This is a genomic window from Sporosarcina ureilytica (genome assembly GCF_001753205.1).
GTDB lineage: Bacteria > Bacillota > Bacilli > Bacillales_A > Planococcaceae > Sporosarcina > Sporosarcina ureilytica.
This window is the reverse complement of sequence record NZ_CP017560.1, coordinates 1,995,104-2,021,554: the sequence shown is the minus strand read 5'-3', so window position 1 is coordinate 2,021,554 and position 26,451 is coordinate 1,995,104. Positions and strand designations below refer to the sequence as shown.

General features: G+C 39.2%; 27 protein-coding genes. 26 read left to right on the top strand and 1 reads right to left on the bottom strand.

Annotation, left to right across the window (positions count from 1 at the left end; all coding sequences use genetic code 11):
- Positions 1-9 precede the first annotated feature (9 nt).
- From BI350_RS09945 to spo0A, 18 genes are all read left to right on the top strand, one after another.
- Positions 10-909, top strand: coding sequence for a stage III sporulation protein AE (locus BI350_RS09945; RefSeq protein ID WP_075527966.1), 900 nt, complete (start codon positions 10-12; stop codon positions 907-909).
- Positions 906-1,085 carry a hypothetical protein gene (locus BI350_RS17085; protein WP_168157261.1) on the top strand — a complete coding sequence of 60 codons (180 nt, stop codon included), beginning with the start codon at positions 906-908 and terminating at the stop codon, positions 1,083-1,085. Before BI350_RS09945 ends, BI350_RS17085 begins: the two co-directional genes overlap by 4 nt.
- Positions 1,086-1,107: 22 nt before the next feature.
- Positions 1,108-1,572: a hypothetical protein gene (locus BI350_RS09940; protein WP_075527965.1), complete on the top strand. Its 465-nt coding sequence runs from the start codon at positions 1,108-1,110 to the stop codon at positions 1,570-1,572.
- Positions 1,569-2,111 (top strand): SpoIIIAH-like family protein, encoded by a 543-nt coding sequence (locus tag BI350_RS09935; protein WP_075527964.1) that lies wholly within the window; start codon positions 1,569-1,571, stop codon positions 2,109-2,111. The genes BI350_RS09940 and BI350_RS09935 overlap by 4 nt, the downstream gene beginning before the upstream one ends.
- A 226-nt stretch (positions 2,112-2,337) precedes the next feature.
- On the top strand, positions 2,338-2,841 hold the full coding sequence (gene accB / locus BI350_RS09930) for an acetyl-CoA carboxylase biotin carboxyl carrier protein (protein WP_075527963.1): 504 nt from the start codon (positions 2,338-2,340) through the stop codon (positions 2,839-2,841).
- Positions 2,842-2,851: 10 nt separating this feature from the next.
- A complete protein-coding gene (accC, locus tag BI350_RS09925; RefSeq protein WP_075527962.1) occupies positions 2,852-4,201 on the top strand; it encodes an acetyl-CoA carboxylase biotin carboxylase subunit in 1,350 nt (449 codons plus the stop codon).
- A 17-nt stretch (positions 4,202-4,218) separates the two neighbouring features.
- Positions 4,219-4,608, top strand: a complete 390-nt coding sequence (locus BI350_RS09920) for an Asp23/Gls24 family envelope stress response protein (protein WP_075527961.1) — start codon at positions 4,219-4,221, stop codon at positions 4,606-4,608.
- 186 nt (positions 4,609-4,794) lie between these two features.
- Entirely contained in the window at positions 4,795-5,175 is a 381-nt protein-coding gene (gene nusB, locus BI350_RS09915; protein ID WP_075527960.1) for a transcription antitermination factor NusB, read from the top strand.
- Positions 5,176-5,198: 23 nt separating this feature from the next.
- The gene (gene folD, locus BI350_RS09910; protein WP_075527959.1) at positions 5,199-6,071 is read left to right on the top strand and encodes a bifunctional methylenetetrahydrofolate dehydrogenase/methenyltetrahydrofolate cyclohydrolase FolD; all 873 of its coding nucleotides are present in this window, start codon (positions 5,199-5,201) and stop codon (positions 6,069-6,071) included.
- Between the two features lie 73 nt (positions 6,072-6,144).
- Complete coding sequence (gene xseA, locus BI350_RS09905) at positions 6,145-7,500, top strand: exodeoxyribonuclease VII large subunit (RefSeq protein ID WP_075527958.1); 1,356 nt, start codon at positions 6,145-6,147, stop codon at positions 7,498-7,500.
- Positions 7,501-7,746, top strand: a complete 246-nt coding sequence (locus BI350_RS09900; RefSeq protein WP_075527957.1) for an exodeoxyribonuclease VII small subunit — start codon at positions 7,501-7,503, stop codon at positions 7,744-7,746. It begins immediately after the preceding gene.
- Positions 7,736-8,620 carry a polyprenyl synthetase family protein gene (locus tag BI350_RS09895; RefSeq protein WP_075527956.1) on the top strand — a complete coding sequence of 295 codons (885 nt, stop codon included), beginning with the start codon at positions 7,736-7,738 and terminating at the stop codon, positions 8,618-8,620. Before BI350_RS09900 ends, BI350_RS09895 begins: the two co-directional genes overlap by 11 nt.
- A 94-nt stretch (positions 8,621-8,714) precedes the next feature.
- Positions 8,715-10,616 (top strand): 1-deoxy-D-xylulose-5-phosphate synthase, encoded by a 1,902-nt coding sequence (dxs, locus tag BI350_RS09890; RefSeq protein WP_075529332.1) that lies wholly within the window; start codon positions 8,715-8,717, stop codon positions 10,614-10,616.
- Positions 10,613-11,434, top strand: coding sequence for a TlyA family RNA methyltransferase (locus tag BI350_RS09885; RefSeq protein WP_075527955.1), 822 nt, complete (start codon positions 10,613-10,615; stop codon positions 11,432-11,434). Before dxs ends, BI350_RS09885 begins: the two co-directional genes overlap by 4 nt.
- A gap of 106 nt (positions 11,435-11,540) precedes the next feature.
- Positions 11,541-11,990 carry a transcriptional regulator AhrC/ArgR gene (ahrC, locus tag BI350_RS09880; RefSeq protein ID WP_075527954.1) on the top strand — a complete coding sequence of 150 codons (450 nt, stop codon included), beginning with the start codon at positions 11,541-11,543 and terminating at the stop codon, positions 11,988-11,990.
- 15 nt (positions 11,991-12,005) lie between these two features.
- Positions 12,006-13,709, top strand: coding sequence for a DNA repair protein RecN (recN, locus tag BI350_RS09875; protein ID WP_075527953.1), 1,704 nt, complete (start codon positions 12,006-12,008; stop codon positions 13,707-13,709).
- Between the two features lie 193 nt (positions 13,710-13,902).
- Positions 13,903-14,871 (top strand): SpoIVB peptidase S55 domain-containing protein, encoded by a 969-nt coding sequence (locus BI350_RS09870; RefSeq protein WP_082295035.1) that lies wholly within the window; start codon positions 13,903-13,905, stop codon positions 14,869-14,871.
- A 248-nt stretch (positions 14,872-15,119) separates the two neighbouring features.
- Positions 15,120-15,908, top strand: a complete 789-nt coding sequence (gene spo0A, locus BI350_RS09865) for a sporulation transcription factor Spo0A (protein WP_075527952.1) — start codon at positions 15,120-15,122, stop codon at positions 15,906-15,908.
- A gap of 126 nt (positions 15,909-16,034) precedes the next feature.
- Here the strand turns inward: spo0A and BI350_RS09860 are convergent, their stop codons facing one another.
- On the bottom strand, positions 16,035-16,280 hold the full coding sequence (locus BI350_RS09860) for a DUF2627 domain-containing protein (RefSeq protein WP_075527951.1): 246 nt from the start codon (positions 16,278-16,280) through the stop codon (positions 16,035-16,037).
- A gap of 126 nt (positions 16,281-16,406) precedes the next feature.
- On the opposite strand from BI350_RS09860, the gene BI350_RS09855 reads away from it, so the two are divergent.
- Genes BI350_RS09855 through BI350_RS09820 form a run of 8 tightly spaced genes read left to right on the top strand, consistent with a single transcriptional unit; the run spans position 16,407 to position 26,429 of the window.
- The gene (locus tag BI350_RS09855) at positions 16,407-18,446 is read left to right on the top strand and encodes a sigma 54-interacting transcriptional regulator (RefSeq protein WP_075527950.1); all 2,040 of its coding nucleotides are present in this window, start codon (positions 16,407-16,409) and stop codon (positions 18,444-18,446) included.
- A gap of 18 nt (positions 18,447-18,464) precedes the next feature.
- A complete protein-coding gene (gene yqiS / locus BI350_RS09850) occupies positions 18,465-19,376 on the top strand; it encodes a phosphate butyryltransferase (RefSeq protein ID WP_211117203.1) in 912 nt (303 codons plus the stop codon).
- Between the two features lie 24 nt (positions 19,377-19,400).
- Positions 19,401-20,495: a Leu/Phe/Val dehydrogenase gene (locus BI350_RS09845; protein WP_075527948.1), complete on the top strand. Its 1,095-nt coding sequence runs from the start codon at positions 19,401-19,403 to the stop codon at positions 20,493-20,495.
- Positions 20,496-20,533: 38 nt separating this feature from the next.
- Positions 20,534-21,619 (top strand): butyrate kinase, encoded by a 1,086-nt coding sequence (gene buk / locus BI350_RS09840; protein ID WP_075527947.1) that lies wholly within the window; start codon positions 20,534-20,536, stop codon positions 21,617-21,619.
- 33 nt (positions 21,620-21,652) lie between these two features.
- Positions 21,653-23,080, top strand: a complete 1,428-nt coding sequence (gene lpdA / locus BI350_RS09835) for a dihydrolipoyl dehydrogenase (RefSeq protein WP_075527946.1) — start codon at positions 21,653-21,655, stop codon at positions 23,078-23,080.
- Between the two features lie 15 nt (positions 23,081-23,095).
- Entirely contained in the window at positions 23,096-24,103 is a 1,008-nt protein-coding gene (locus tag BI350_RS09830) for a thiamine pyrophosphate-dependent dehydrogenase E1 component subunit alpha (RefSeq protein ID WP_075527945.1), read from the top strand.
- Positions 24,103-25,086 (top strand): alpha-ketoacid dehydrogenase subunit beta, encoded by a 984-nt coding sequence (locus tag BI350_RS09825; protein WP_075527944.1) that lies wholly within the window; start codon positions 24,103-24,105, stop codon positions 25,084-25,086. The genes BI350_RS09830 and BI350_RS09825 overlap by 1 nt, the downstream gene beginning before the upstream one ends.
- 20 nt (positions 25,087-25,106) lie before the next feature.
- The gene (locus BI350_RS09820) at positions 25,107-26,429 is read left to right on the top strand and encodes a dihydrolipoamide acetyltransferase family protein (protein WP_075527943.1); all 1,323 of its coding nucleotides are present in this window, start codon (positions 25,107-25,109) and stop codon (positions 26,427-26,429) included.
- Positions 26,430-26,451: the final 22 nt, after the last annotated feature.

Below are 26,451 nucleotides of genomic sequence, written 5' to 3'. Positions count from 1 at the left end.
GGTATTTGTATGATTACCTTTTTAGACTCGATACTCGGAACTATACTATCAAGCTTTGCAATCATTATTATTTCAGCATTTATGGGACTCATCATTGATTTTCTATTACCATCATTTAAAAATTGGACGAGAATGATTTTGTTTTTCATTGTTATCACTGTCGCTTTGCAACCTGCCTTCGAACATTTTATCTTAATTAGAAATATTGCCTATTCGCTGTCATCAATGTTCATTGGAATTTACCCGATACTTACTGCATCCATTTTAGCGGCAGGTGGGACATTCAACTTTTTAAACTTTCAGCCGGCAATGCTTTTGTTTGCAAATGGTTCTATTTTGTTAGCAGATAAATTATTGATTCCACTATTAGCAACTGCCTTATTACTAGATGTTGCAACTAGACTGCTACCTGATGTACCGTTCACACGTTTAGCCGATTTAATACGTACGACATTATTAGGGGCAGTAACAGCCGTCGTGACTGCTTATTCAATATTTATTACAGTAGGGGGGACAATGTCATGGGCGCTTTCTGGTATTGCGAGTGAGCCTGTTAAAGAACTTATCCAGCATAACATTCCAATTATTGGTTCATTTATGACCGATAGCATTGGTTCAATTGGTCGTTATTCCTCGGGTGTCACTGTTTTTGTAGGAGGATGGATCATTTCCGCGGTGTGGACAGTTGCACTTGTTCCCTCTTTAAAAACTTTAGTAACAGCATTATTTTACAGATGGGTTGCGGCGCTTGTAGAACCATTTACGAATGAAGATATTACAGGGTTACTCGATGATATCGGAAAAACATTACTAGTGTTATGTGCGATTTCATTTCTTCTAGCGTTTGCATTCATCTATACCGCAATTTTTGTCATTGTACTTGTTAAATTATTAACAGTCGCAAAGTGAGGTGGACAAGTGGGAAATTTTTAACCGGCATACTTTCTATTTCGTTATTAACGTCCATTTTATTGCTCCTGCTTCCTGAAGAGTCCGAAGACCAGTTTTTGCCAATTGTGAAGTTGGCAATTGGTTTATGGATTATCCAATCTGTATTCTCTTTGTTTGGTCATAGCAATCTATAAGCAAGCATAAAATGAATTATTGATGACGAAGAAAGATGCCTTAACGAATGAAAATGGGGATATTATGCAAAAACCAACCAAAAAAATCCAAACCGTTTTTTTCGGAACCTTATTAGTTCTCGTTATCATGATTATAAATTCCAACGTATGGGGAATTGGAGGAGGGAAGTCAAATATTGAGGGGGACAGAAGAGAAGAAGCTGCACTAGAACAAACACTAATGAAAATTGAAGGCGTTGGAAAAGTGGCCATTTACTATCACGATAAAGACTCCGCCAAAGAAGATCCGCTCTCCAATTATTTCTCTCTTTCCCAGACAAAGACGGAGAAAAGTTCAAAACCTATCCAAGGCATTCTTGTCGTCGCAGAAGGTGGGGGAGATCCAGTCATTCAAAATTTATTATCTAAAACATTAGCAACTGTTCTGCAATTACCAGAACACCAAATTGTCATCGTCGAAATGAAAAATGGGGAGGAAACAGAATGAAAACAAATAAGCGTACAGTATGGTTCTTAACATTATTAAGCCTAGTAGCGGTTATCTCAATCTACTATTTGAACAAAAAATCGCCAATGCCATTTGATGGAATTACTATTTTTGGAAATTCCGATAATCCGGCGACGATAACGGAAACGACAGGCAAAGATGATAAACAACAACCGGTTTTTGCAGAAAGTTATTTATTTGAAACGATGCGAATGGAAGTTCGTGATGAGCGAAGTCAAATCCAAGAACAATTGACTTCAAAATTAAATGCAACTGAAGACTCAGAAGAAATGAATGCAGTATTTGATGAGATGGCTCAACTCATTAAACAAGAATCAGCAGAATCGCTGCTAGAGATGCAAATTATTGCATTAGGTTATGCAGATGCATTCGTTCGTGCTGAAGGCAATAGTGTCACCGTTACAGTTTTGTCCGAGGATGGACATTCTAATAAGCAAGCAAGTGAAATTACACATCTTGTCATGACCAATTGGGAAGATGCTAAAAAAGTAAAGGTAGATTTTAAAGGAGACTCTTGAAGGAAACGAAAGAAATAAACGAATGCCCTAAATAAAAATATAAACAAACATAGCAATTAAACGTGTTGAAAAGGACAGAAAAATGGTCCGATTCTACAAAAATTGCTATGTTTTTTTGATTTTATCTAATGATTATACAACATTTCGATGATAAGTATTCCAAAATCGAAAGAAAACAGCTAAAATAGAGTTGAACATTAAATATTTTGTAGTCAGGAGAATGGGCATGTTGAAAATACAAGAAATTCGCGAAATTATTAAGCTAATTGATCAGTCTTCTATTGAAAAGTTCTCATACGAAGCAGACAACGCAAAAGTTGTTTTAGAAAAAGGAAACAATGGGCAAACAGTACTTCCTGTTCAAGTTGAGCAAGTAGAAGCACAGCCGGTTGTTGTTGCACCAGCACCAGAAGTAAAGGCACAACCACAACCAGTACAGGAAGCACCAGCTGCAGTTGTACAACAAGCAGAAGTTGTACATGATGAGTCTGTACATGAAATTACATCTCCAATGGTTGGAACATTCTATGCGGCGTCTTCACCTGAAGCTGATGCATATGTGAAAATTGGTGACAAAGTTTCGGACGAGTCAATCGTTTGTATCGTTGAAGCGATGAAATTATTCAATGAAATTGAAGCGGAAGTTTCAGGGGAAATTGTAGAAATTCTTGCGAAGGACGGTCAGCTTGTCGAGTACGGACAACCCCTCTTCCTTGTAAAAACGAACTAAGGAGGAATGGATTGTGAAAAAAATATTAATTGCAAACCGTGGAGAGATTGCGGTCCGTATTATTCGCGCATGTAAAGAATTAGGAATTGAAACTGTTGCAGTCTATTCTGAAGCCGATGAAGATGCTTTACATGTAGAGTTGGCAGATGAGGCGTATTGTATCGGGCCAAGATTATCGACGGATAGCTATTTAAACTTCTCTAATATTATTAGTACGGCAAAATTAACCGACTGCGATGGCATTCATCCTGGATACGGGTTTCTTGCTGAAAATGCGAGCTTCGCCGAACTTTGTGAAGAAGTCAATATTAAATTTATCGGACCTACATCCGATGCCATTTCAAAAATGGGTACGAAAGATGTTGCGCGTGAAACGATGCGTGAAGCAGGAGTTCCTATCGTTCCAGGTTCCACTGGTATCGTAGCCGATGAACATGAAGCGTTGGAAATTGCTGAAAAGATTGGTTTTCCAGTTATCATAAAAGCAACTGCTGGCGGTGGTGGTAAAGGAATTCGTATCGCTAGAAATAAAGAAGAGTTAATCACTGGCGTGAAGATTACACAAAAAGAAGCCGCGGCTGCATTTGGTAATCCCGGTGTTTACCTTGAAAAGTACATTGAAATATTCCGCCACGTTGAGGTACAAGTACTTGCGGATCAATTTGGACATACAATTCACTTAGGAGAACGTGATTGTTCCATTCAGCGTCGCATGCAAAAACTAGTGGAAGAAGCTCCATCACCAGCAATTACACCTGAACTTCGTCAAGAAATGGGTGAAGCAGCTGTAAAAGCAGCGAAAGCTGTTAATTATGAGGGCGCAGGAACGGTTGAATTTATTTTCGACCATATTAACAACAAGTTCTATTTCATGGAAATGAATACACGTATTCAAGTAGAGCATACGATTACTGAAATGATTACAGGTGTTGACCTAATCAAAGAACAAATTAAAATTGCATCAGGTGAAAAGTTGGCATTACAACAAGATGATATCAAGTTAAACGGTTGGTCAATTGAATGTCGAATAAATGCTGAAAACCCAGCGCGAAACTTTATGCCTTCACCAGGTAAAGTAACGATGTATATGCCACCGGGTGGTTACGGCGTCCGTGTTGATTCATCGATGTACACGGGGTATACAATCCCACCGTTTTATGATTCGATGGTTGCCAAGCTAATCGTTCATGCAGACACACGTGAAGAAGCAATTTTAAGAATGAAGCGTGCACTGGATGAGTTTATCATTGAAGGTGTCGATACAACAATTCCATTCCATTTTAATTTGATGGATGATGAAGTGTTTAAATCAGGTGATTTTGATACGAAGTTTCTTGAGAAATATGACATCATGAAGTAAAAGGAGGACAACTGAAAATGGCAGATAAAGAAATGCCTTCATTTGTAGGAATGGTACCATCCGAAGATGAAGCATTAGGGCGTGTTCAGCTTGCTCCAGAAGTACTTGAGGTTATCATCGGCATTGCGACGAATGAAGTAAAAGGTGTCGCACATACTAGAGGAAATTTCGCCACGGGTGTTGCTGAAAAATTTGGACGCACTCAGCACGGTAAAGGCGTAAAAACCAGTTGGTCAGAAGATGGCTTAACCGTTGATGTTTATTGTGTCGTGCAATATGGTTTTTCAGTACGTGAAGTTGCGTTCGAAATTCAAAAACAAGTTCGCAATGCAATTTACAATATGACTTCACTCGAAACGAAAGAAGTTAATATTCATATTACTGGCATAGAATCCGAAACAGTATGATGTAAATAGTCTGTCAAAAAAGTACACATTTAAAGTAGAGGAGAATTTTTTTGTGAATTCTCTCCCTCTACTTTTTCGTACTTATTGGACAAACTCTTTTATTGAAGTATAAAAAGTCTACTGTATCCGGAAACTTATGGATATGATATGATAATGCCGGAAAGCTACAGTAGAGGAGAAATGAAGATGAACAGAAGAATTGCACGTGAAAAAGCGATTCAAACGCTTTTTCAATTAGATAATACAGACTTACCAATAGAAGAGGCGATAGCTTTTATTGTAGAGGAAGAATCGAATGACTTCTACGAACATTTAGTGCGCGGTACAATGCAGCATAGAGAGGAAATTGACGCTGCTCTTACTGAAAACTTGGAAAACTGGGCGCTAGATCGTTTGCCCAAGATAGAAAGAACTATTTTACGACTTGCTATATTTGAATTGCTTTATAGCGAAGAAGCTCCTGAACGCGTCATCATGAATGAAGCGATCGAGCTAAGTAAAACGTTTGGTGATGAAAAATCGGGTCGTTTTGTTAATGGGGTATTATCAAAGTTTACGAAAAACTAGTAAATCATTTGGAGGACATACAAGTGGACAAAAAATTAATTGATGGAAAAGCAATAGGGACTATCATTCGTGAAGAAATTAAAGAGCGCGTGCAAAAACTTCAAAGTAAAGGATGTACCCCTGGACTTGCTGTAATCATTGTCGGTGACGACCCAGCTTCCCATACATATGTTAAAAACAAGCAAAAATCGAGTGTTGAAGTAGGGATGAAATCTGAGTTAATTCAGTTAGCAGCTACGGTAAGCGAGCAAGAAATACTGGATTGTATTGCCCAACTAAATGATGATGATTCGATTCATGGAATCCTTGTACAATTACCTTTGCCAAAGCATATCGATGAAAATCGTGTTATTTTGGCCATCGATCCAGCGAAAGATGTTGACGGTTTTCATCCGGTAAATGTTGGAAAGATGATGATTGGTCAAAGCACATATTTGTCTTGTACACCATACGGAATCATTAAATTGCTTGAACGAACAAACACACAGATCAAAGGGAAGCATGCCGTTATCATTGGACGCAGTAATATTGTTGGTAAACCAATGGGACAACTTTTATTACAGCGAGATGCAACGGTCACTTATTGTCATTCCCGAACAAAAGACTTAGCTCATCATACAAAGCAAGCTGATATATTAATCGTCGCGATTGGTATGGCGAAGTTTATTAAAAAAGAGCATATTAAAGAAGGCGCCGTTGTGATTGACGTTGGCATGAACCGAGACGAAAATGGCAAATTATGCGGAGATGTAGATTTTGCCGATGTGAAAGAAAAGTCATCTATGATTACGCCAGTACCTGGTGGGGTAGGTCCAATGACAATTACGATGCTACTTAAAAATACGCTTCTTAGTGCTGAACAGGTATGCGATACGGATAAACACGAAGACAAATAATATCTAGGTGTATGAAACGCTGTTCTTCATAGGTAGAACAGCGTTTCTATCCGTTCAAAGAGGGGGAATACAAGTGACGAAAAATCCATATTTAACTGTCCAAGCGTTAACGAAATATGTGAAAAGAAAGTTTGATGCGGATCCACATTTACGGCAAGTGTACGTGAAAGGAGAGCTTTCAAACGTCACGCTTCATCCGAGTGGACATGTTTATTTCACTTTAAAAGATGACAAAAGTCGGATTCGTGCGGTTATGTTTAAAATGAATGCACTCAAATTAAAATTCAGACCAGAAAACGGTATGAATGTGCTTATTATTGGAGATGTTTCCGTCTATGAAGCGAGTGGGCAATATCAACTCTATGTCCAAACGATGCAACCAGACGGCATAGGTGCACTATATCTTGCTTTTGAACAATTGAAGGAAAAGCTTGAACAAGAAGGATTGTTTAATGAAAAATGGAAAGTTCCGTTACCTGTTTATCCCACGACGGTCGGTGTTGTCACTGCTCAAACAGGTGCAGCGATACAAGATATTTGTTCGACAATTTCAAGGCGTTACCCATTAGCTGAAATTATCTTATTTCCAGCGATTGTCCAAGGTCCACAGGCAGAACCATCCATTGTTAAAGCTATCGAACAAGCAAATGACTATGGCGGCATTGATGTCCTTATTGTTGGACGCGGTGGAGGATCTATTGAGGATTTATGGGCATTTAACGAGGAAATCGTCGCTCGGGCTATTTTTTCGAGTCGCATTCCAATTATCAGTGCTGTCGGGCACGAAACAGATACGACAATCGCAGATTTTGTTGCGGATAAAAGAGCACCAACGCCAACAGCTGCCGCAGAATTAGCCGTACCAGCACGCGAAGAATTGATAGATAGAATTCTCGATAGAAAACGTGCATTGTATCGAGCATTTTCATATAAAATTAAACATGAACAAAAACAATTAACAACGCTTCAAACCTCATATCCTCTCCAATTCCCTGAACGACTTTATCGACCTTTTATCGAAAAGCACATTCATCTGGATGAGAGGTTAAGGAGAAGTTCAAAATCCATCACAGAGCGAGATGAAATCCGATTAGAACGGTTAACAAATCGATTGAAAACAATTTCTCCTATGAACCGTGTCAATGAGGCCGCGCGTGAAATTAGCGTGTTAACGAATCGGTTAATGACAACGTCTACACATGACTTAAAACAACACCAAAATCGTTTTTCATCGACTGTGCGAATGTTAACCTCGTTAAATCCTTTACATGTCATAGAACGAGGCTATTCCATCGTTTATCAACATGAAAAAGTTCAAAAATCAGTACAAACTTTAGAAATTGGTGGTTCTGTCAAAATAAAAATGCAAGATGGTACCGCAGAAGCTATGATAAAATCAATTCATAAAGATGACTTGGAGGAGAGTTAATTGAAAGAGGAGCCAATTCGCTTTGAAGAAGCAATGCTTAAGTTAGAAGAAGTTGTAAAGAAACTTGAAACAGGAGATGTTCCATTAGAAGATGCAATTACGCTCTACAAAGAAGGAATGGAATTGTCTGCGTTTTGTCAAGGGAAATTGCAACATGCTGAAAAACAATTAATGTCTATTATTGATGAGAATGGTGAAAGAGAACCGTTCGAACCGACTAAAGGTGCGGTCAAAGATGAAGAATAAATTAGACCAATTTATTGAAAAGAACACACCTAGAATTAACGATACCTTACATACGATTCTAATGAGAAAAGATATCCCAGAGAGTTTACAAGCAGCTATGCTGTATTCGGTTCATGCAGGCGGAAAGCGAATTCGCCCTTTACTAGTCTTAGCTACACTTGAAGACCTAGGCGTTCACGCGGAAGATGCATTGGAAGTTGCAGCAGCAATTGAACTCATTCATACATACTCTCTTATTCATGATGATTTACCAAGCATGGACGATGATGATTTACGCCGCGGAAAACCAACGAATCATAAAGTATACGGTGAAGCACTGGCCATACTTGCCGGCGATGCTTTACAAACACTTGCTTTTGAAACATTAGCGAGTTTACCGAATACGCGTCCAGAAAAAACCATTGAACTAATTCGGTTATTAGCAATTGCATCAGGGGCAAATGGGATGGTCGCTGGACAAGTGTTAGATCTTGAAGGCGAGAAAAAAAGTTTATCATTACAAGAATTAGAATTAATTCATTTAAATAAAACGGGTGCGCTTCTTACTTTTTGTATCGTGTCAGGTGGCATACTTGCGGATATAGACGTTGAAAAAATGAAAGCGATTAAAGCATATGCCGAGAATATAGGACTGGCCTTTCAAATTCAAGATGACATTTTAGATGTGACATCAACGACCGAAGAATTAGGAAAAAACGCAGGTAGCGACGAATCGAGTGAAAAGACAACTTATCCTATTGTTTTAGGGCTTGAAGGTGCTAGAAAACAACTGATGCATCATCATCTGCTTGCGAAACAGTCATTAGCCTTTTTAGAAAAGGACGATTCTTTACTTGCGCTCTTTGCAGACTATATTGTAGAACGGAATTTTTAAACGTGAAATTCTTGTACTGAGCGTTTCAGTTGTTATAATGAGATGAAGGATAACAACGTAGGTCGTTATTAATTTGTGAAGGTGTGTGATAATGGTGGATCTAACAAAAATTAATAATCCATCTTTTATTAAACAGCTCGATAATGAGCAATTGAAAGAACTTGCAACGAACATTCGCTCCTTCCTAATCGAGAAATTATCTGTTACCGGTGGTCATATTGGCCCAAACCTTGGCGTAGTAGAATTAACATTAATTCTACATAAGCTTTTTGACAGTCCGAATGATAAATTTCTATGGGACGTCGGTCATCAAGCATACGTTCATAAAATTTTAACTGGACGAGCAAATGAATTTGATACGTTAAGACAATATAAAGGGCTTTGCGGATTTCCTAAAATGGACGAAAGTGTACACGACGTTTGGGAAGCGGGCCATAGTTCGACTTCTTTATCAGCAGCAATGGGAATGGCCGTGGCTCGTGATATTAAAGGAGAAGACAATTACGTATTACCGATTATCGGTGATGGTGCTTTAACTGGCGGTATGGCGCTTGAAGCGTTAAATCATATTGGACATGAGAAAACGAATATGATTGTTATTCTAAATGATAATGAAATGTCTATTGCTCCCAACGTAGGCGCATTACATTCTATCTTAGGAAAACTTCGTACTGCAGGGAAGTATAATTCTGTGAAAGACGAGTTAGAGTACATTTTAAAAAAGATTCCAGCAGTTGGTGGTAAGGTAGCAACGGCTGCTGAACGTGTAAAAGATAGTTTAAAGTATTTACTTGTATCAGGGGTCTTTTTCGAAGAGCTTGGCTTCACGTATCTAGGACCAGTTGATGGGCATGATTTTGTAGATTTAGAACGTAATTTAAACTATGCAAAGAAAATGGAAGGGCCGATTCTTTTTCATGTAATTACGAAAAAAGGGAAAGGCTATCGTCCTGCCGAAAACGATAAAATTGGTACTTGGCACGGGACAGGTCCGTATAAAATTGAAACGGGAGATTTTGTGAAGTCAACAGCATCTGCCCCGTCATGGAGCGGCTTGATTGCCGATACTGTTAGCGAAATTGCGCGGGATGATAAACGAGTTGTAGCCATCACACCGGCAATGCCAGTCGGCTCGAAATTAGAAGCTTTTGCAGAAGAGTTTCCGGACCGCTTTTTTGATGTTGGAATTGCGGAACAGCATGCAACAACAATGGCGGCAGGTCTTGCGACTCAAGGAATGAAACCTTTTCTGGCGATTTATTCGACATTTTTACAACGATCTTACGACCAAGTGCTGCACGATATTTCCCGACAAAACTTAAATGTCGTTTTCGGGATTGATAGAGCAGGTCTTGTAGGCGCAGATGGAGAAACACACCAGGGGGTTTATGACATTGCGTTTTTACGTCATATGCCGAATTTAGTTATTATGATGCCAAAAGATGAAAATGAAGGACAACATATGGTGAAAACTGCAATGGATTATAATGATGGACCCATTGCCATTCGATATCCGAGGGGGAATGGTTTAGGGGTTCCGCTTGATGAAACTTTACAACCAATTCCGATTGGCACTTGGGAAGTTATTCGCCGGGGAACCGATGCGGCCATTTTAACATTTGGAACAAGTATTCCAATGGCTTTGGAAGCAGCTGATTTGCTATCAGAAAAAGGGTTAGAAGTCATGGTGGTTAATGCACGATTCATTAAACCACTTGATACTCACATGCTCGACAATTTATTTGACCAGGAAATTCCAATCATGACTGTAGAGGAAGCTGTACTTGCTGGTGGATTTGGTAGCGCGGTATTGGAATATGCGCATGATGTATCCTATAATGCTGCACCGATTGAGAGAATGGGAATCCCAGATCAATTTATTGAACATGGAGATGTGCCGCAATTATTAGCTGAAATTGGAATGACTGCTGAAAATCTGGCTGTTGAAGTACATGGTGTAGTTGAAAAATATGTATTGAAAAGAGAAAATGTATGAGTCAACGCGAACCGAAAGAACGCATAGACGTTCTATTAGTGAAGAGAGGCTTAGTTGATACGCGGGAACAAGCGAAACGTTCAATTATGGCAGGGATTGTTTATTCTGCACAGACGCGAATTGATAAGCCAGGGGAAAAAATAGCGGTAGATGCCCCGTTAACTGTAAAAGGAAATACGTTAAAATATGTAAGTCGAGGCGGTCTAAAGCTTGAAAAAGCATTAGAGGTCTTTGATGTGACAGTTGAAAACAAAATTGTGCTTGATATCGGTGCATCAACTGGCGGGTTTACAGATTGTGCATTACAGAATGGTGCGAAACATTGTTATGCATTAGATGTCGGTTATAACCAGTTAGCATGGAAAATTAGACAAGACGAAAGAGTAACTGTGATGGAGCGGACTAATTTTAGATATGCAACGACTGACATGTTCGAGAATGGACTGCCAACATTTGCCACGATTGATGTATCGTTTATTTCATTAGGCTTAATTTTACCAGCATTGAAAAACATTATCGTAAACGGAGGCGATGTAATCGCACTCGTAAAACCTCAATTTGAGGCAGGTAAAGGTAAAGTTGGGAAAAAAGGTGTTGTGAAGGAACGATCAACACATTTAGAAGTATTGGAAAAAGTTGCAGAAGTTGCCTACGAAGAAGGCTTTACATTACATGAAGCTTCTTACTCTCCTGTCACGGGGGGAGAAGGTAATATCGAGTTTCTATTTCATTTAAGAGCAGAAGAAAAAGCTGAAAGAAATTTTAATGCCGGAATGTTTGATGCACTAATTTCTAATGCTTACAAAGAGTTAAATTAGCGCGCGCTTTTTGCGCGCTTTTCCTATACCGATAGCAAAGCTTTGTAAGATCCGACTGAAAATCTGTATAGAGAGAATTACCAATACCGAAAAAGGAGGAAATTAAATGAACAAAGGACATCGACACATTCGTATTCGTGATATTATTTCGAAATATGAAATTGAAACGCAAGATCAACTAGTACAAAGCTTAAAAGACGCGGGCGTAGACGTTACGCAAGCAACAATTTCCCGTGATATTAAAGAAATGCATCTTATTAAAGTACCGACATCTTCTGGTGGATATAAATATAGCTTGCCTAGAATTCACGAATACAATACAGAACAAAAGCTTCACCGTGCGATGACGGATGCTTTTGTTAGCATAGACGGTGCAGGACACTTTTTAGTATTAAAAACATTACCGGGAAATGCCCAAGCAATAGGCTCTTTGCTAGACCATTTGAAGTGGGACGAAATGCTGGGAACAATTTGCGGCGACGATACTTGTTTAATTATATGTAAAGATGAGTCTTATATAGATGATGTAAGAGAAAAATTACTTGCGATGCTTTGAAAGTGGTGAGCAAACATGTTAAATGAACTTACAATAAGAAACTTTGCAATTATTGAACATTTGGATGTGTCATTCAGAAAAGGGCTTACAGTGCTAACAGGAGAAACGGGGGCAGGAAAGTCTATTATTATAGATGCTGTTCAGCTTTTAGCAGGAGGCCGCGGATCACAAGGTTTCATTCGCCATGGGGCGGATAAGGCGGAACTAGAAGGTCTTTTTCTGATAGAAGATGCAAAACATCCTGTGCTACGTACGCTTGAAAGTTTCGGTATACAAGCAGATGAAGGAACCATTATATTACGACGTGATATTAATGCGAACGGAAAAAGTGTTTGTCGTATTAACGGAAAACTCGTGACAATCGCCATCATGCGAGAAGTTGGGGCCAGCTTAATTGATATCCATGGCCAGCACGAAAACCAAGAGTTAATGCATGAACGAAGACATATTCATTTACTTGATCAATTTGCTGGAAAAGAATTGGAGAAAGCTTATCAGAGTTATTCTGAAACCTATTCAAACTATGCGAAGTTAAAGAAAAAGCTTGAAACAGCAAATGAAAACGAGCAGCAAATTGCCCAGCGTATTGACTTATATTCTTTCCAATTGACAGAAATTAATAACGCAAATTTAAGTATCGGTGAAGAAGAAGAACTTGAGGATGAACAGCGTAAACTGCAAAACTTCAGCAGATTATATGAACGTTTAAACACCGCCTACGAAGCAATTAGCGGGGACACACACGCATTAGATTGGGTCGGGGCAGCGATGAGTGATTTGGAAGATGCTTCTGGCGTCGATAAAAAATTATCGCCACACTATGAAGCTGTTGCCAATAGTTTCTATTCACTCCAAGAAACTGGATACGAGTTGAAAAACGTGATTGATGATTTAGAATTTGATCCCGCAAGACTAGATGCGGTGGAAGAACGACTTGCATTGCTTATTTCATTAAAGCGAAAGTATGGTCAAACGATAGAGGACATTTTACTTTACCGCGATAAAATTGCAGATGAGTTGGATCAATTAATTAATCGAGATGAAAGGCTGCATGCAGAACAAGTTAAACTTGATCAAATTATGAAAGATTTGGAAGTTGAAGCAGAAGAATTGTCAATTATTCGTATAGAAGCGGCTAAGCGTTTAGAAAAAGCGATTATGGAACAACTTCAGCAATTACATATGGAGAAAGCATCCTTTAAAGTGATGATTACGCAAAAAAAAGCAAATGAATTTGACATTAATGGTTATGATGAAGTGGCTTTTCATATTTCAACCAATGTGGGCGAACCTTTAAAGCCGCTGGTAGCCGTTGCATCTGGGGGAGAATTGTCTCGTTTAATGTTGGCTTTAAAAACAATTTTCTCGAAGCATCAAGGCGTCACTTCGATTATTTTTGATGAAGTGGATACAGGCGTTAGTGGAAGGGTAGCACAGGCAATTGCTGAAAAAATTGCGATGGTTGCCAGACATTCCCAAGTCCTATGTATATCACATTTACCGCAAGTAGCCGCAATGGCGGACCAACATTACCTCATTAAAAAAGAAGTGAAAAATGAACGAACAATGACAACAATCGAAAATGTTCATGCTAAAGAACGGACTAATGAACTGTCTCGTATGCTATCTGGTGCCGAAACAACAAAATTAACATTAAAACATGCCGAAGAATTACTCTTGTTAGCTGCTGAACGCAAAAAAACCTTACATAAAACGTAAAGAATGCCAGCTATCTTAAAATATTTTAATTATGTAATATATGGAAAAGCCAATTGTTTTCAGTAACCTTTTATGAATTTTAAACGGAATTGTACGATATCCCTAACACGTTCCTAAATTGCTTATTTTACCCTCTCATAAGATTTCGCCTAACGGACATACCAATAGTATCTTAATTCTTAGGAGGTGAACTATGGGATGGAGTAAGCAGTTAAAGTTGGTGGTATCGTTTTCTGTCGCCTTAATGTTTTTGCCAGTCAATTCGGGTATCGCGTCCGCAAATGATAAATCACTAATTCCGATGGGGCATTCAATCGGTATTAAAATGGATTTGTCAGGTGTTTTTCTAACGAATGATGTTTTACTTGGCAAAGATGAATGGTTGAAAGCTGGAGATCTAATCGGACAAGTAGATGGTGCCATCATATCGAATGTTGAAAATTTCGAAGACGCATTAACAAGAGTTGGAAATAAAGAAGATATCTCAGTTCTACTGACAAGAAATGGGGAAACACTTACAGTCCGATCGGATAACGAAGCAATGAAACGATTACTTCCATTCCTAAAAGATAGCACAGAAGGTACAGGAACCTTAACGTATGTCGACCCTGAGAAAAAAACGTATGGTGCACTTGGCCATCAAATTATTGATAGCTCATTCAAATCACCGCCGTCATTTAAAGAAGGCACCATTCATTTATCGGAAATTGAGCAAATTAGAAAGAGCTCGCCAGGAAATCCTGGATATAAAATTTCCACTATCGTTAAAGACGAAGAAACGCTTGGAACGATTCGTAAAAATGGTGTGTATGGAATTTTCGGTTCATGGAATAACTCCTACAAGGAAGTGTTATCCGAACCGTTACAGATTATGCACCAAGGAGACGTAAAGGTTGGTAAAGCGGAAATTTTTACGACGGTCAAAGGGACAGAAGTCGAGTCTTTTTCAATTGAAATTACAAATGTTGAACAAGATCAATTCCACTTTAAACTAACCGATTCTAAGCTTCTTGAAACAACTGGCGGTATATTACAGGGAATGAGCGGAAGTCCCGTCATTCAAGACGGAAAATTTGCTGGCGCAGTGACACATATGTTTATTGATGAACCTGAAAAAGGGGCAGCACTTTTCTTGGAGACAATGCGAAAAGGAGAAAATTAAAAAAAATGGTCAACCCATCGGTTGACCATTTTTTTATGGAGTAAGACAAAAATCAGTTGAATTTCGTTCGATTCCGGTTCTATTTTCAAAGAAAATCGTCGAATATTGCCGAAACCATACACCGTTGGATTCATTTCCTTTATAATAAGAGGTGAAATCAAACATGTGTCGAATTCATCTTATATGGGCATCTCGACGATTATGTTAACTGTCGACATAAATAAAAAATGATTTTGGGGGAATGGGACATGAACAAGATTAAATTAGCCATTGCTGACGATAACAAGGAATTGGTTAGAACAATGACGGCTTACTTCGACAAGAATTCGGAAATAGAAGTGATTTGGACAGCACATAATGGGGAAGTGTGCTTGTCGATGCTTAAGGAAGAACGTCCGGATATTTTATTATTGGATATTATTATGCCACATCTTGATGGTATTGCCGTATTAGAAACGATTGGTAAAACGCCGGAGTATGCAGATTTACATGTGATTATGCTTACGGCATTTGGTCAGGAAGATGTCATGAGCCAAGCTGCTACATTGGGCGAATCTTATTTTATGCTTAAACCGTTCGAATTCGATCGATTGACAAATCAAATATTCCAAGTTTCTGGGATGCAAAAAACAAGTCATCCAACCTCACAGGAAGCTGGGGGACAGTCCAGTGCGGTAACTCCAAAAATGCTTGATAAAACCATTACTTCGATTATAAAAGAAATTGGCGTTCCTGCACACATTAAAGGATATGCATTTTTAAGAGAAGCAATCCAAATGGTGTATTCGGATGTAGATTTACTTGGATCAGTGACGAAAATATTGTACCCAGATATCGCAAAGAAATATAATACAACTCCTTCTCGTGTAGAACGAGCGATTCGACATGCTATCGAAGTAGCTTGGAATAGAGGGAATTATGAAGTTATCTCGAAAATGTTTGGGTATACTGTTCATCATTTAAAAAGTAAACCAACAAACTCCGAGTTTATTGCAATGATTGCAGACAAAATTAGATTGGAACATATGGCTAGCTAATTAGATAGATGGGAGCGTTTACAGAATAAGAATGGATAACATGCAAGTAATTGCATGCTTTATGGTTGCGACAAGGAATAAAGTCCATTAAAGCGTCTTGTAAACACAAAAAACCTTGAGAATTCATCAAGGTTTTTCTTTTTTTGCAAATCTTTCTTGAACGCGACCTTTTTTTCGATCTCGATGTAGTAAAAATCCTGCGAAAAAGCCAAGACCCAAAGTAAACATAATTAAACCGACAATAAATTGGATCCAACTTTGTATAAATGGAGAAAATACAATTCCATATAAAGAGTCTCTCATAAATTTTATTCCACCGGCTGCCAATAAACCAGGGATGAGAAGTACGATAAAAGCTGCTAGTCTTGCCATTAAAAACAACTCCTTTAGCCTAATATCATTCTACCTTCTACAGAAATATTGTCAAGAAGTGGTTTATCATGTATGATAAGGTTGTATTGCAAAAGATTGCGTATAAAAAAAGGAGTTTGAACATCCTTGCAAAACGTTCTTATTGTTGGGGCAGGGACAGGTGGCTCAATAATACTGGATCTTCTCCAAAACTTAGAATTAATGAAAGTTATTGCAATAATTGACACTGATGAAAACGCACCAGGAATTGTACGTGCAAAAGAACTTGGTATTTCATTTGGCAATAATTGGCGAGATTTTTTAAATGATAATTTACACATTATTTTTGATGTTACTGGTGACGAATTGGTGTTCAATGAGCTTTTTGAGGCTAGACATTCTCAAACTGTGTTAATTCCGGGGTCCGTTGCAAATCTCATTGTTCAATTGCTACAAGATAATCATACATATACGAAACGGATTCGTGCAGAAGTGCACAAACAACGTCTTATTTTTGATTCAATTGAAGAAGGAATGGTAGGAATTAATGCGAATTGTGAAGTTGACTTTTTTAACAAGCGTGCATCAGAAATGATTGGTATTTCAATTGAAGATGCGATTGGAAAAAAAGTAACTGAAGTCATTCCAATGACAAAACTTCAAAGAGTATTTAAAACTGGAAAGTCAGAAATTAACCATGAATTAGTTCTCGCAAATGGTCTCGAGATTGTGACGTCTAGATTTCCGTTATACGATGAAAAAGGTGAAGTTGTAGGAGCATTTGCAGTGTTTAAAGATATGACTGAAGCGATTGCACTTGCAGAGGAAATTACGGACCTTGAAAAGGTTCAAACAATGCTTGAAGCAATCATTCATTCAAGTGACGATGCCATTTCAGTTGTGGATGAAAACGGTTACGGGATTTTAGTGAACCCTGCATACACACGCATTACAGGTTTAACAAAAGATGAAGTGATTGGAAAACCTGCAACAGCGGATATCAGCGAAGGTGAAAGCATTCACATGAAAGTGTTGGAAACGAAAAAACCAGTCCGTGGAGTCAATATGCGGATTGGTGAAAATAATAATGAAGTTATCGTGAATGCTGCTCCCATTCTCATGGATGATGAAGTAAAAGGCAGTGTCGGTATCATTCATGATATCACTGAGATGAGAAATTTGATGAATGAACTTGATCAAGCAAGAGCCATTATTCGAGAACTAGAATCGACGAATACATTTAATGATATTCGTGGCGATTCAGCGCATATTAAAATTGCGATTGAACAAGCGCGTATTGCCACAGATAATGACTTCACTGTATTACTACGCGGGGAAGTTGGAAGTGGAAAAGAATTATTTGCTCAAGCAATTCATAGTGAAGGTACGCGAAAGTTTAATAAGTTTATTCGAGTGAACTGTACAGCGATTCACCCTGACGTTCTTGAAGAAAAGCTTTTCGGGAAAATACTGGAAGATGAAAAAGATAAAAAAGCGAAAACAGGATTATTTGAAGAAGTAGATAATGGGACATTGTTTTTAGATGAAATTGCTGATTTATCGCTGTCTACCCAACGTAAACTGCTTCATTATTTGAAAACTGGAGAGTTTTTTGCATTGGGGAGTGCGCGACCGATGCAAACTTCTGTTCATATCATTACGGCAACGAGCCAGAATCTTGAAAAGGCGATTCACGACGGTACATTTTTGGCAGAACTGTATTACTTATTAAGTCGAATCGCCATTCAAATTCCGCCGCTTCGTAGTCGTAAAGAAGATATAGTGCCTATCGTTCAACATTTACTTGTAAAATTAAACAAGGAACTTGGCATGAGCGTAGATGTTGTTTCTTATGAAGCCAAACGATTACTCGAGCAATACGACTGGCCAGGGAATATACGTGAACTAGAAAACGTTTTAAATCGGGCGATGATCTATATGGAGCAAAGTGAAATGATATTAGAAGCAGTCGATGTGAAAAAATCACTTTTTTCCTCCAATAGAAGTAAAGAGGAATCTAGTTTGCCAGCTAAAAGTACATTGACCTCTATGATGGATGACTATGAACGTTCTATCTTAGAACAAGCGCTAATTGAAAACGAAGGGAATAAATCAGAAACTGCAAATCGGTTAGGGATTTCACTTCGTTCTTTATACTATAAACTCGATAAATATCAACTTGCATAGTTTGGAGGACAGATAATGATAAGTCTCGATTCGTTAATCAAAAAGGCTTCTTCAAGTACAAGTATAAATCCAACCGTTGCAGTTGCTGCAGCATGCGATAAAGAGGTGCTCAAAGCAGTACATCTAGCAGTGGAAAAGTCGCTTGCATCCTTTGTGTTATTCGACAATCAAATCGAATTAACACAACTAATGGAACAACATTTCCCGCAATTGCTCGATAACCAACAAGTTGTCATACAACATACCGGTACAAGAGAAGAAGCGGCGATGGAAACTGTGAAAGCAGTTGCTAGTGGTGAAGCGCATGTTGTAATGAAAGGAAACTTGCCGACTTCTGTTATTTTACAAGCTGTTTTACATAAAGAATACGGCTTACGAACGGGAAAAGTTCTTTCTCACGTAGCAGTATTTGAAGTCCCAAAATTTGAGCGGTTATTTTTTATTACAGATGCGGCTATGAACATTGCGCCTGATTTAAAAACAAAAGCAAATATCATTCAAAATGCAGTCGATACAGCGAGAGCATGCGGCATCGAACAGCCGATTGTTGCGCCTCTTGCTGCAGTGGAAACGATAAATCCTACAATGGATGCCACAATTGATGCTGCCTCACTAGTTGCAATGAACAAGAGAGGTCAAATTAAAAATTGTAGGGTGGATGGACCGTTAGCACTTGATAATGCAATTTCAATGGAAGCTGCTGCACAAAAAGGATTAACGGAAAACACAGCGGGTAAAGCAGATATCCTACTCGTTCCCAATATTGAAGCAGGAAATATTCTTTATAAGTCACTTATTTATTTTGCAAATGCTAAGGTAGGCGCGATTATTCAAGGAGCAAAAGCGCCAATCGTCCTGACATCCAGGTCGGATAGTGCTGAAAGTAAAGTTTACTCATTGGCGCTTGCAATTTTAGCTGCACAACAATAAAACAATCCTTAGGAGGAATTTATAATGGAGATTTTCAAGTATATGGAAACTTACGATTTTGAACAAGTGGTACTTTGTCAGGATAAAAATTCAGGATTGAAAGCAATTATTGCGATTCATGACACAACACTTGGTCCGGCACTTGGCGGGGCTCGCATGTGGACATATGCATCTGAAGCCGAAGCAATTGAAGATGCACTGCGTTTAGCGCGCGGAATGACTTATAAGAATGCTGCCGCTGGCCTTAATCTTGGCGGAGGAAAAACAGTGATTATCGGGGATCCGAAAAAGGATAAGAACGAAGAAATGTTCCGTGCTTTTGGCCGTTATATTGAAAGTTTAAATGGACGCTATATTACTGCAGAAGATGTGGGAACAACAGAAGAAGATATGGATTTAATTCATTTAGAAACAGACTATGTCACAGGTGTATCGGCTGAATTTGGTTCATCAGGAAATCCTTCGCCAGTAACAGCTTATGGCATCTATGTCGGAATGAAAGCAGCGGCAAAAGAAGCGTTCGGATCTGATTCTTTAGCAGGGAAAACAATCGCGGTTCAAGGTGTTGGGAACGTTGCTTATACGCTATGTGAGCATTTACATGAAGAAGGCGCCAAGCTAATCGTGACAGATATTAACGAAGAAGCTGTTCAACGTGCAGTTGATGCGTTTGATGCAACGGCTGTTGGCATTGACGAAATTTATTCTCAAGAAGTAGATATTTTCGCTCCATGTGCACTCGGGGCTGTGATAAACGACGATACAATCCCGCAGTTTAAATGTAAAGTAATCGCAGGTTCAGCAAATAATCAATTAAAAGAAGACCGTCATGGAGACCAAATTCATGAGATGGGCATTATTTATGCACCAGACTACGTCATTAACTCAGGCGGGGTCATTAACGTTGCCGATGAACTCGTTGGCTATAACCGTGAGCGTGCGCTAAAGCGTGTTGCCGGTATTTACGATACAATCGGTGAAATTTTCAAGATTTCGAAACGTGATCATATCCCAACTTATAAAGCTGCTGATCGTTTAGCGGAAGAGCGTATTGAAAGTGTCAGAAGATCACGCGGCCAATTTTTAAAACAAGAAAAAAGTATTCTTTCAGGAAAATAAAGGAACCAACGATATTCGAAGTGGAAGGAGGAGTGACTGTGCAGACAACAAGCTATAAAGTGCTAGTCATTAATCCAGGTTCAACATCTACGAAAATTGGTGTGTTTCAAGATGAAACGTTAGTATTGGAACATACGATACGTCATGCAACTGAGAAAATCGCACAATTTCCTTCCATTATCGATCAGTACAATTTTCGTAAAGATGCGATATTGAATGTGCTCGATGATGAACAAATAGAACTCTCGACATTAGATGCAGTTTGTGGACGGGGTGGATTACTCCGTCCTATTGAGGGCGGTACGTATGAAGTAAACAAAGCGATGATTAAAGATTTGAAAGCGGGATATTTCGGACAGCACGCTTCAAATTTGGGCGGTATATTAGCTCGTGAAACCGCCGTGGAATTAAATATCCCGTCATTTATCGTTGACCCGGTCGTAGTAGATGAATTATCACCGATAGCAAGAGTTTCCGGATCTCCTTTAATTCAAAGGAAATCCATTTTCCATGCACTCAATCAAAAGGCAGTGGCAAGACGTTATGCTAAAGAAGTGAATCAATCTTATGGAAAACTAAGGTTAATTGTCACTCATATGGGCGGCGGAATCACAGTCGGTGCACATGCAGAAGGAAGAGTAGTCGATGTGAACAATGGTTTACACGGTGATGGACCATTTAGCCCTGAAAGAGCAGGCAGTGTGCCAATCGGTGATTTAGTCGAACTATGCTACTCCGGCAGATACTTTCGTAGTGACGTGATGAAGTCTCTTGTTGGCGAAGGCGGTCTCGTTGGCTATCTTGGAACGAATGATGCGGTTCAGGTAGAAAAACGAATTACAGAAGGCGATGAAGATGCAAAGCTAATTTATGACGCTATGGCTTATCAAATTGCAAAAGAAATCGGAAGCGCTGCAACTGTTCTTGAAGGTAAAGTGGATGCGATTATTTTAACAGGCGGATTAGCATACGGAAAAGAATTTATTGAATGTTTAACATCAAAAATTAGTTGGATAGCAGAAGTAGCTGTCTATCCTGGTGAAGATGAACTTCAAGCACTTGCTGAAGGAGCCATTCGAGTTCTTTCCGGAGAAGAGGTAGTAAAAATCTACCCGAACGCATAAACGAAACGGCAGGTTTTAAAGGAGGCAATTGATTTGGGAAGAGAATATGATGTTGTCATTTTAGGCGGCGGAACAGGCGGCTATGTTGCAGCTATTCGTGCAGCTCAGCTAGGTTTAAAAACAGCACTAGTAGAGAAGGAAAAGCTAGGCGGTACATGTTTGCATAAAGGATGTATTCCGAGTAAAGCATTGCTGAAAAGTGCGGAAGTATATAGCACGGCTAAAAATCACGCTGCAGATTATGGTGTAAATACTGAAAATGTTACACTTGACTTCAAGCGTGTTCAAGAAAGAAAAAATGGCATTATTAAACAATTGCATCAAGGCGTTCAAAGCTTAATGAAAAAAGGGAAAATCGATGTCTTCGATGGATTTGGAAGAATGTTAGGTCCGTCTATATTTTCTCCGATGCCAGGAACTATTTCAGTTGAGATGTCCAATGGTGAAGAAAATGAAATCCTCATTCTTAAACATTTAATTATCGCGACAGGGTCAACGCCAAAATCTTTACCAGGTCTAGAATTAGATGAAAAGACTATTATGTCTTCAGACGGTGCACTTGAAATGGAAGAACTGCCAAATTCAATCATTATTGTGGGCGGCGGTGTCATCGGTATCGAGTGGGCTTCAATGCTAAATGATTTTGGTGTTGACGTGACTGTGCTTGAATATGCAGATGAAATCATTCCGACTGAAGATGTTGACATATCAAAAGAAATGAAGAAATTATTAACTAAAAAAGGTGTTAAGTTTGTAACAGGCGCTAAAGTATTGTCGGAAACAGTTAGTAAAAATGATGACTCTGTTACAATTTCGGCTGATGTTGGCGGCAATACAGAGACTTTCACTGCTGAAAAAATGCTGGTCTCTGTTGGTAGACAAGCAAATATTCATGACATTGGCTTAAACAACACAGAAATTGAAGTTGTAAATGGTGTTATTAAAACAAGACCAACATATCAAACGAAAGAAAATCATATTTATGCCATTGGTGATGTGATTGGCGGTCTTCAACTTGCGCACGTAGCTTCTCATGAAGGAATTCATGCAGTAGAGCATATCGCGAGAATACAAAACGAGCCAATTGATTATACAAAGATTGCGCGTTGTATTTATTCTAGCCCAGAAGTTTCTAGTGTTGGGATTACTGAACAACAAGCAAAAGAACAAGGGTTTAAAGTGAAAACAGGCAAGTTTCCATTCATGGCAATTGGTAAATCACTTGTAAATGGCAATTCGGATGGTTTTGTGAAAATTATTGCAGACGAAGAAACGGATGATATTCTCGGTGTGCATATGATTGGTGAGAATGTAACAGAGTTAATTTCTGAAGCAGGTCTAGCAATGGTATTGGATGCTACACCATGGGAAGTTGCAACAACAATTCATCCACACCCTTCCTTATCAGAAGTAATGGGCGAAGCAGCGTTAGCTGTCGATAAAAAAGCAATTCATATGTAAAAGGGGGACTTTTAAATGGCAAAAAATCGTCATGAGGCACTAGGTTTAACTGACGAAGATGTTTTACAAATATATGAGACAATGGTTCGTGCACGCAGAATCGACGAGCGGATGTGGCTTTTAAACCGTGCTGGAAAAATTCCGTTCGTGATTTCTTGTCAAGGACAAGAAGCCGCGCAAGTGGGGGCTGCTTATGCACTAGACAATCAAAAAGATTGGATTGCACCATATTACCGTGATTTAGGTGTTGTTCTTCATTTTGGAATGACTACGACAGAATTAATGCTTTCTGCGTTTGCAAAAGCAGAAGATCCAAACTCAGGCGGACGTCAAATGCCGGGTCACTTTGGTCAACGAAAAAATCGTATTTTAACAGGTTCATCTCCAGTTACGACGCAATTACCACATGCGGTTGGTGTTGCATTAGCCGCAAAAATGAAAAAAGAAGACTTCATCACTTTTGTAACTTTAGGTGAAGGATCATCTAACCAGGGAGATTTCCATGAGGGGATGAACTTCGCAGGTGTTCATAAATTACCATCCATTATTATGGTTGAAAATAATAAATACGCGATTTCTGTACCGTATGAAAAACAAGTTGCGGCAGAAAATGTTTCTGACCGTGCTATTGGATATGGAATGCCGGGCGTGACAGTTGACGGCACAGATCCATTAGAAGTTTACAAAGTAGTAAAAGAAGCGGCAGACCGTGCGCGTAGTGGGGAAGGCCCAAGCTTGATTGAAACAGTTTGTTACCGACTCACATCTCACTCTTCCGACGATGATCAACGTCAATATCGTCCTGCTGAAGAAATTGAAAAAGAGAAATCGAAAGATCCGATTATTACGTTCTCTGCTTATTTAAAAGAAGCAGGCGTACTGTCTGAGGAATTGGAACAAGAAATAGAAGAACGTATTATGAAAGAAGTAAACGAAGCTACTGACTATGCGGAAAATGCTCCGTATGCTGAGCCTGAGTCTGCATTGCTTCATGTGTATGCTGATGAAGGGGGGAACCAATAATGACGGTTATGTCATTTATCGATGCAATTACACTTGCAATGAAAGAAGAAATGGAAAGAGATGATCGCGTTTTCGTGGTAGGTGAGGACGTAGGATTAAAAGGAGGCGTCTTTAAAGCAACACAGGGTCTATATGATCAATTTGGTGAAGACCGTGTGATTGACGCGCCACTTGCGGAATCGGCTATTGCAGGTGTTGGAATTGGAGCGGCAATGTATGGCATGCGCCCAATTGCAGAAATGCAATTTGCTGATTTCATTATGCCAGCGGTTAACCAAATTGTATCGGAAGCCGCAAAAATCCGTTACCGCTCAAATAATGATTGGTCTTGTCCAATTGTTGTACGTGCTCCGTTCGGAGGCGGTGTTCATGGTGCTCTTTATCACTCTCAATCGGTTGAATCGATGTTTGCTAGTACACCTGGATTGAAAATTGTCATTCCTTCAACACCGTATGATGCGAAAGGTTTATTAAAAGCTGCAATTCGTGATGAAGATCCAGTATTATTTTTTGAACATAAACGTGCTTATCGTTTAATTAAAGGACAAGTACCGGAAGATGATTATGTTTTACCGATTGGAAAAGCTGATGTGAAACGTGAAGGCGATGACATTACAATTATTACTTATGGTCTTTGTGTTCACTTTGCATTACAAGCGGCTGAAAGACTGGCAGAAGACGGAATTTCAGCACATATTCTCGACTTGCGTACTGTATATCCGCTTGATAAAGAAGCGATTATCGAATCAGCTTCCAAAACTGGAAAAGTACTTCTCGTAACAGAGGATAATCTAGAAGGAAGCATTATGTCAGAGGTTGCAGCGATCATTTCGGAAAACTGTCTATTTGATTTAGATGCACCGATTAAGCGTCTTGCTGGACCAGATGTACCTGCAATGCCATACGCACCGACAATGGAGCGCTTCTTTATGGTAAACCCTGACAAAGTTGAAAAAGCAGCCCGTGATCTTGCGGAATTTTAATCGAGACGGAGGTAAATGTATTGGCAATTGAAAACATAACGATGCCTCAATTAGGGGAAAGTGTAACTGAAGGTACAATTGAAAAATGGTTAGTTAAACCAGGAGATAAGATTAATAAATATGACCCACTTGCTGAAGTAAATACAGATAAAGTTAACGCTGAAATACCTTCATCTTTTAGTGGAACAGTAAAAGAAATTATTGCAGCAGAAGGTGAAACATTAAAAGTAGGCGCAGTTGTTTGTACGATTGAAACAGAAGTCAGCGGGGAAGCCGCAGTTGAACAAGTTGAAGCGGCGCCTGCAAAAGAAGAGCCTGCGAATGAAATGCCTGCGGAAGGTTCATTAAAGCCTCAATCTCCGATTAAGCGTGAAAAAGGGGCAGCAAGCGGACGTTTTTCACCTGCTGTTCTTAGACTTTCACAAGAACACGGCATTGACTTGTCACTTGTTGAAGGATCAGGTCGTGGCGGTCGTATTACACGTAAAGATTTACAAGCTATCATTGATAGCGGAGAGATTCCAACTGCGAAACCGGTTCAAGAAGAAGTTGCCGTGCCGCAACAAGCTATTAGCGCTCCGGCGGCTGAGCCAGTTAAACCTGCAGCTTCAGCACCGAAAACTGAAATTCCAGTTGCGACAGGCGACATAGAAATTCCAGTTACAGGCGTGCGCCGTGCAATCGCAAATAATATGTTAAAGTCTAAACATGAAGCACCACACGCTTGGATGACAGTGGAAGTCGATGTAACGAATCTTGTTGCTTACCGTGATTCATTGAAAAATGATTTCAGACAAAGAGAAGGTTATAACCTTACTTACTTTGCATTCTTCGTAAAAGCTGTTGCACAAGCATTAAAAGAATTCCCGATGATGAATTCAATGTGGGCTGGCGATAAAATCGTTCAGAAGAAAGATATTAACTTATCAATTGCTGTTGCAACGGAGGACTCTTTATTTGTTCCAGTTATCAAGCATGCTGATGAGAAAACGATTAAAGGAATTGCAAGAGAAGTTAATGAACTTGCAACAAAAGTTCGTTCGGGCAAACTGGCCGCAGCGGACATGCAAGGCGGTACATTCACAGTGAATAATACTGGATCATTCGGATCGGTACAATCGATGGGGATTATTAATCATCCGCAAGCTGCAATTTTACAAGTTGAATCGATTGTTAAGAGACCAGTTATTTTAGACGGTGGCATGATTGCACCGCGCGACATGGTTAACTTATGTCTATCACTAGATCACCGAGTTTTAGACGGATTAGTATGCGGTCGATTCCTAGCACGCGTCAAAGAAATATTGGAAAACGTTTCAGCAGAAAATACGTCTATTTATTAATAAATCCCAAGCCTGTAGCCAA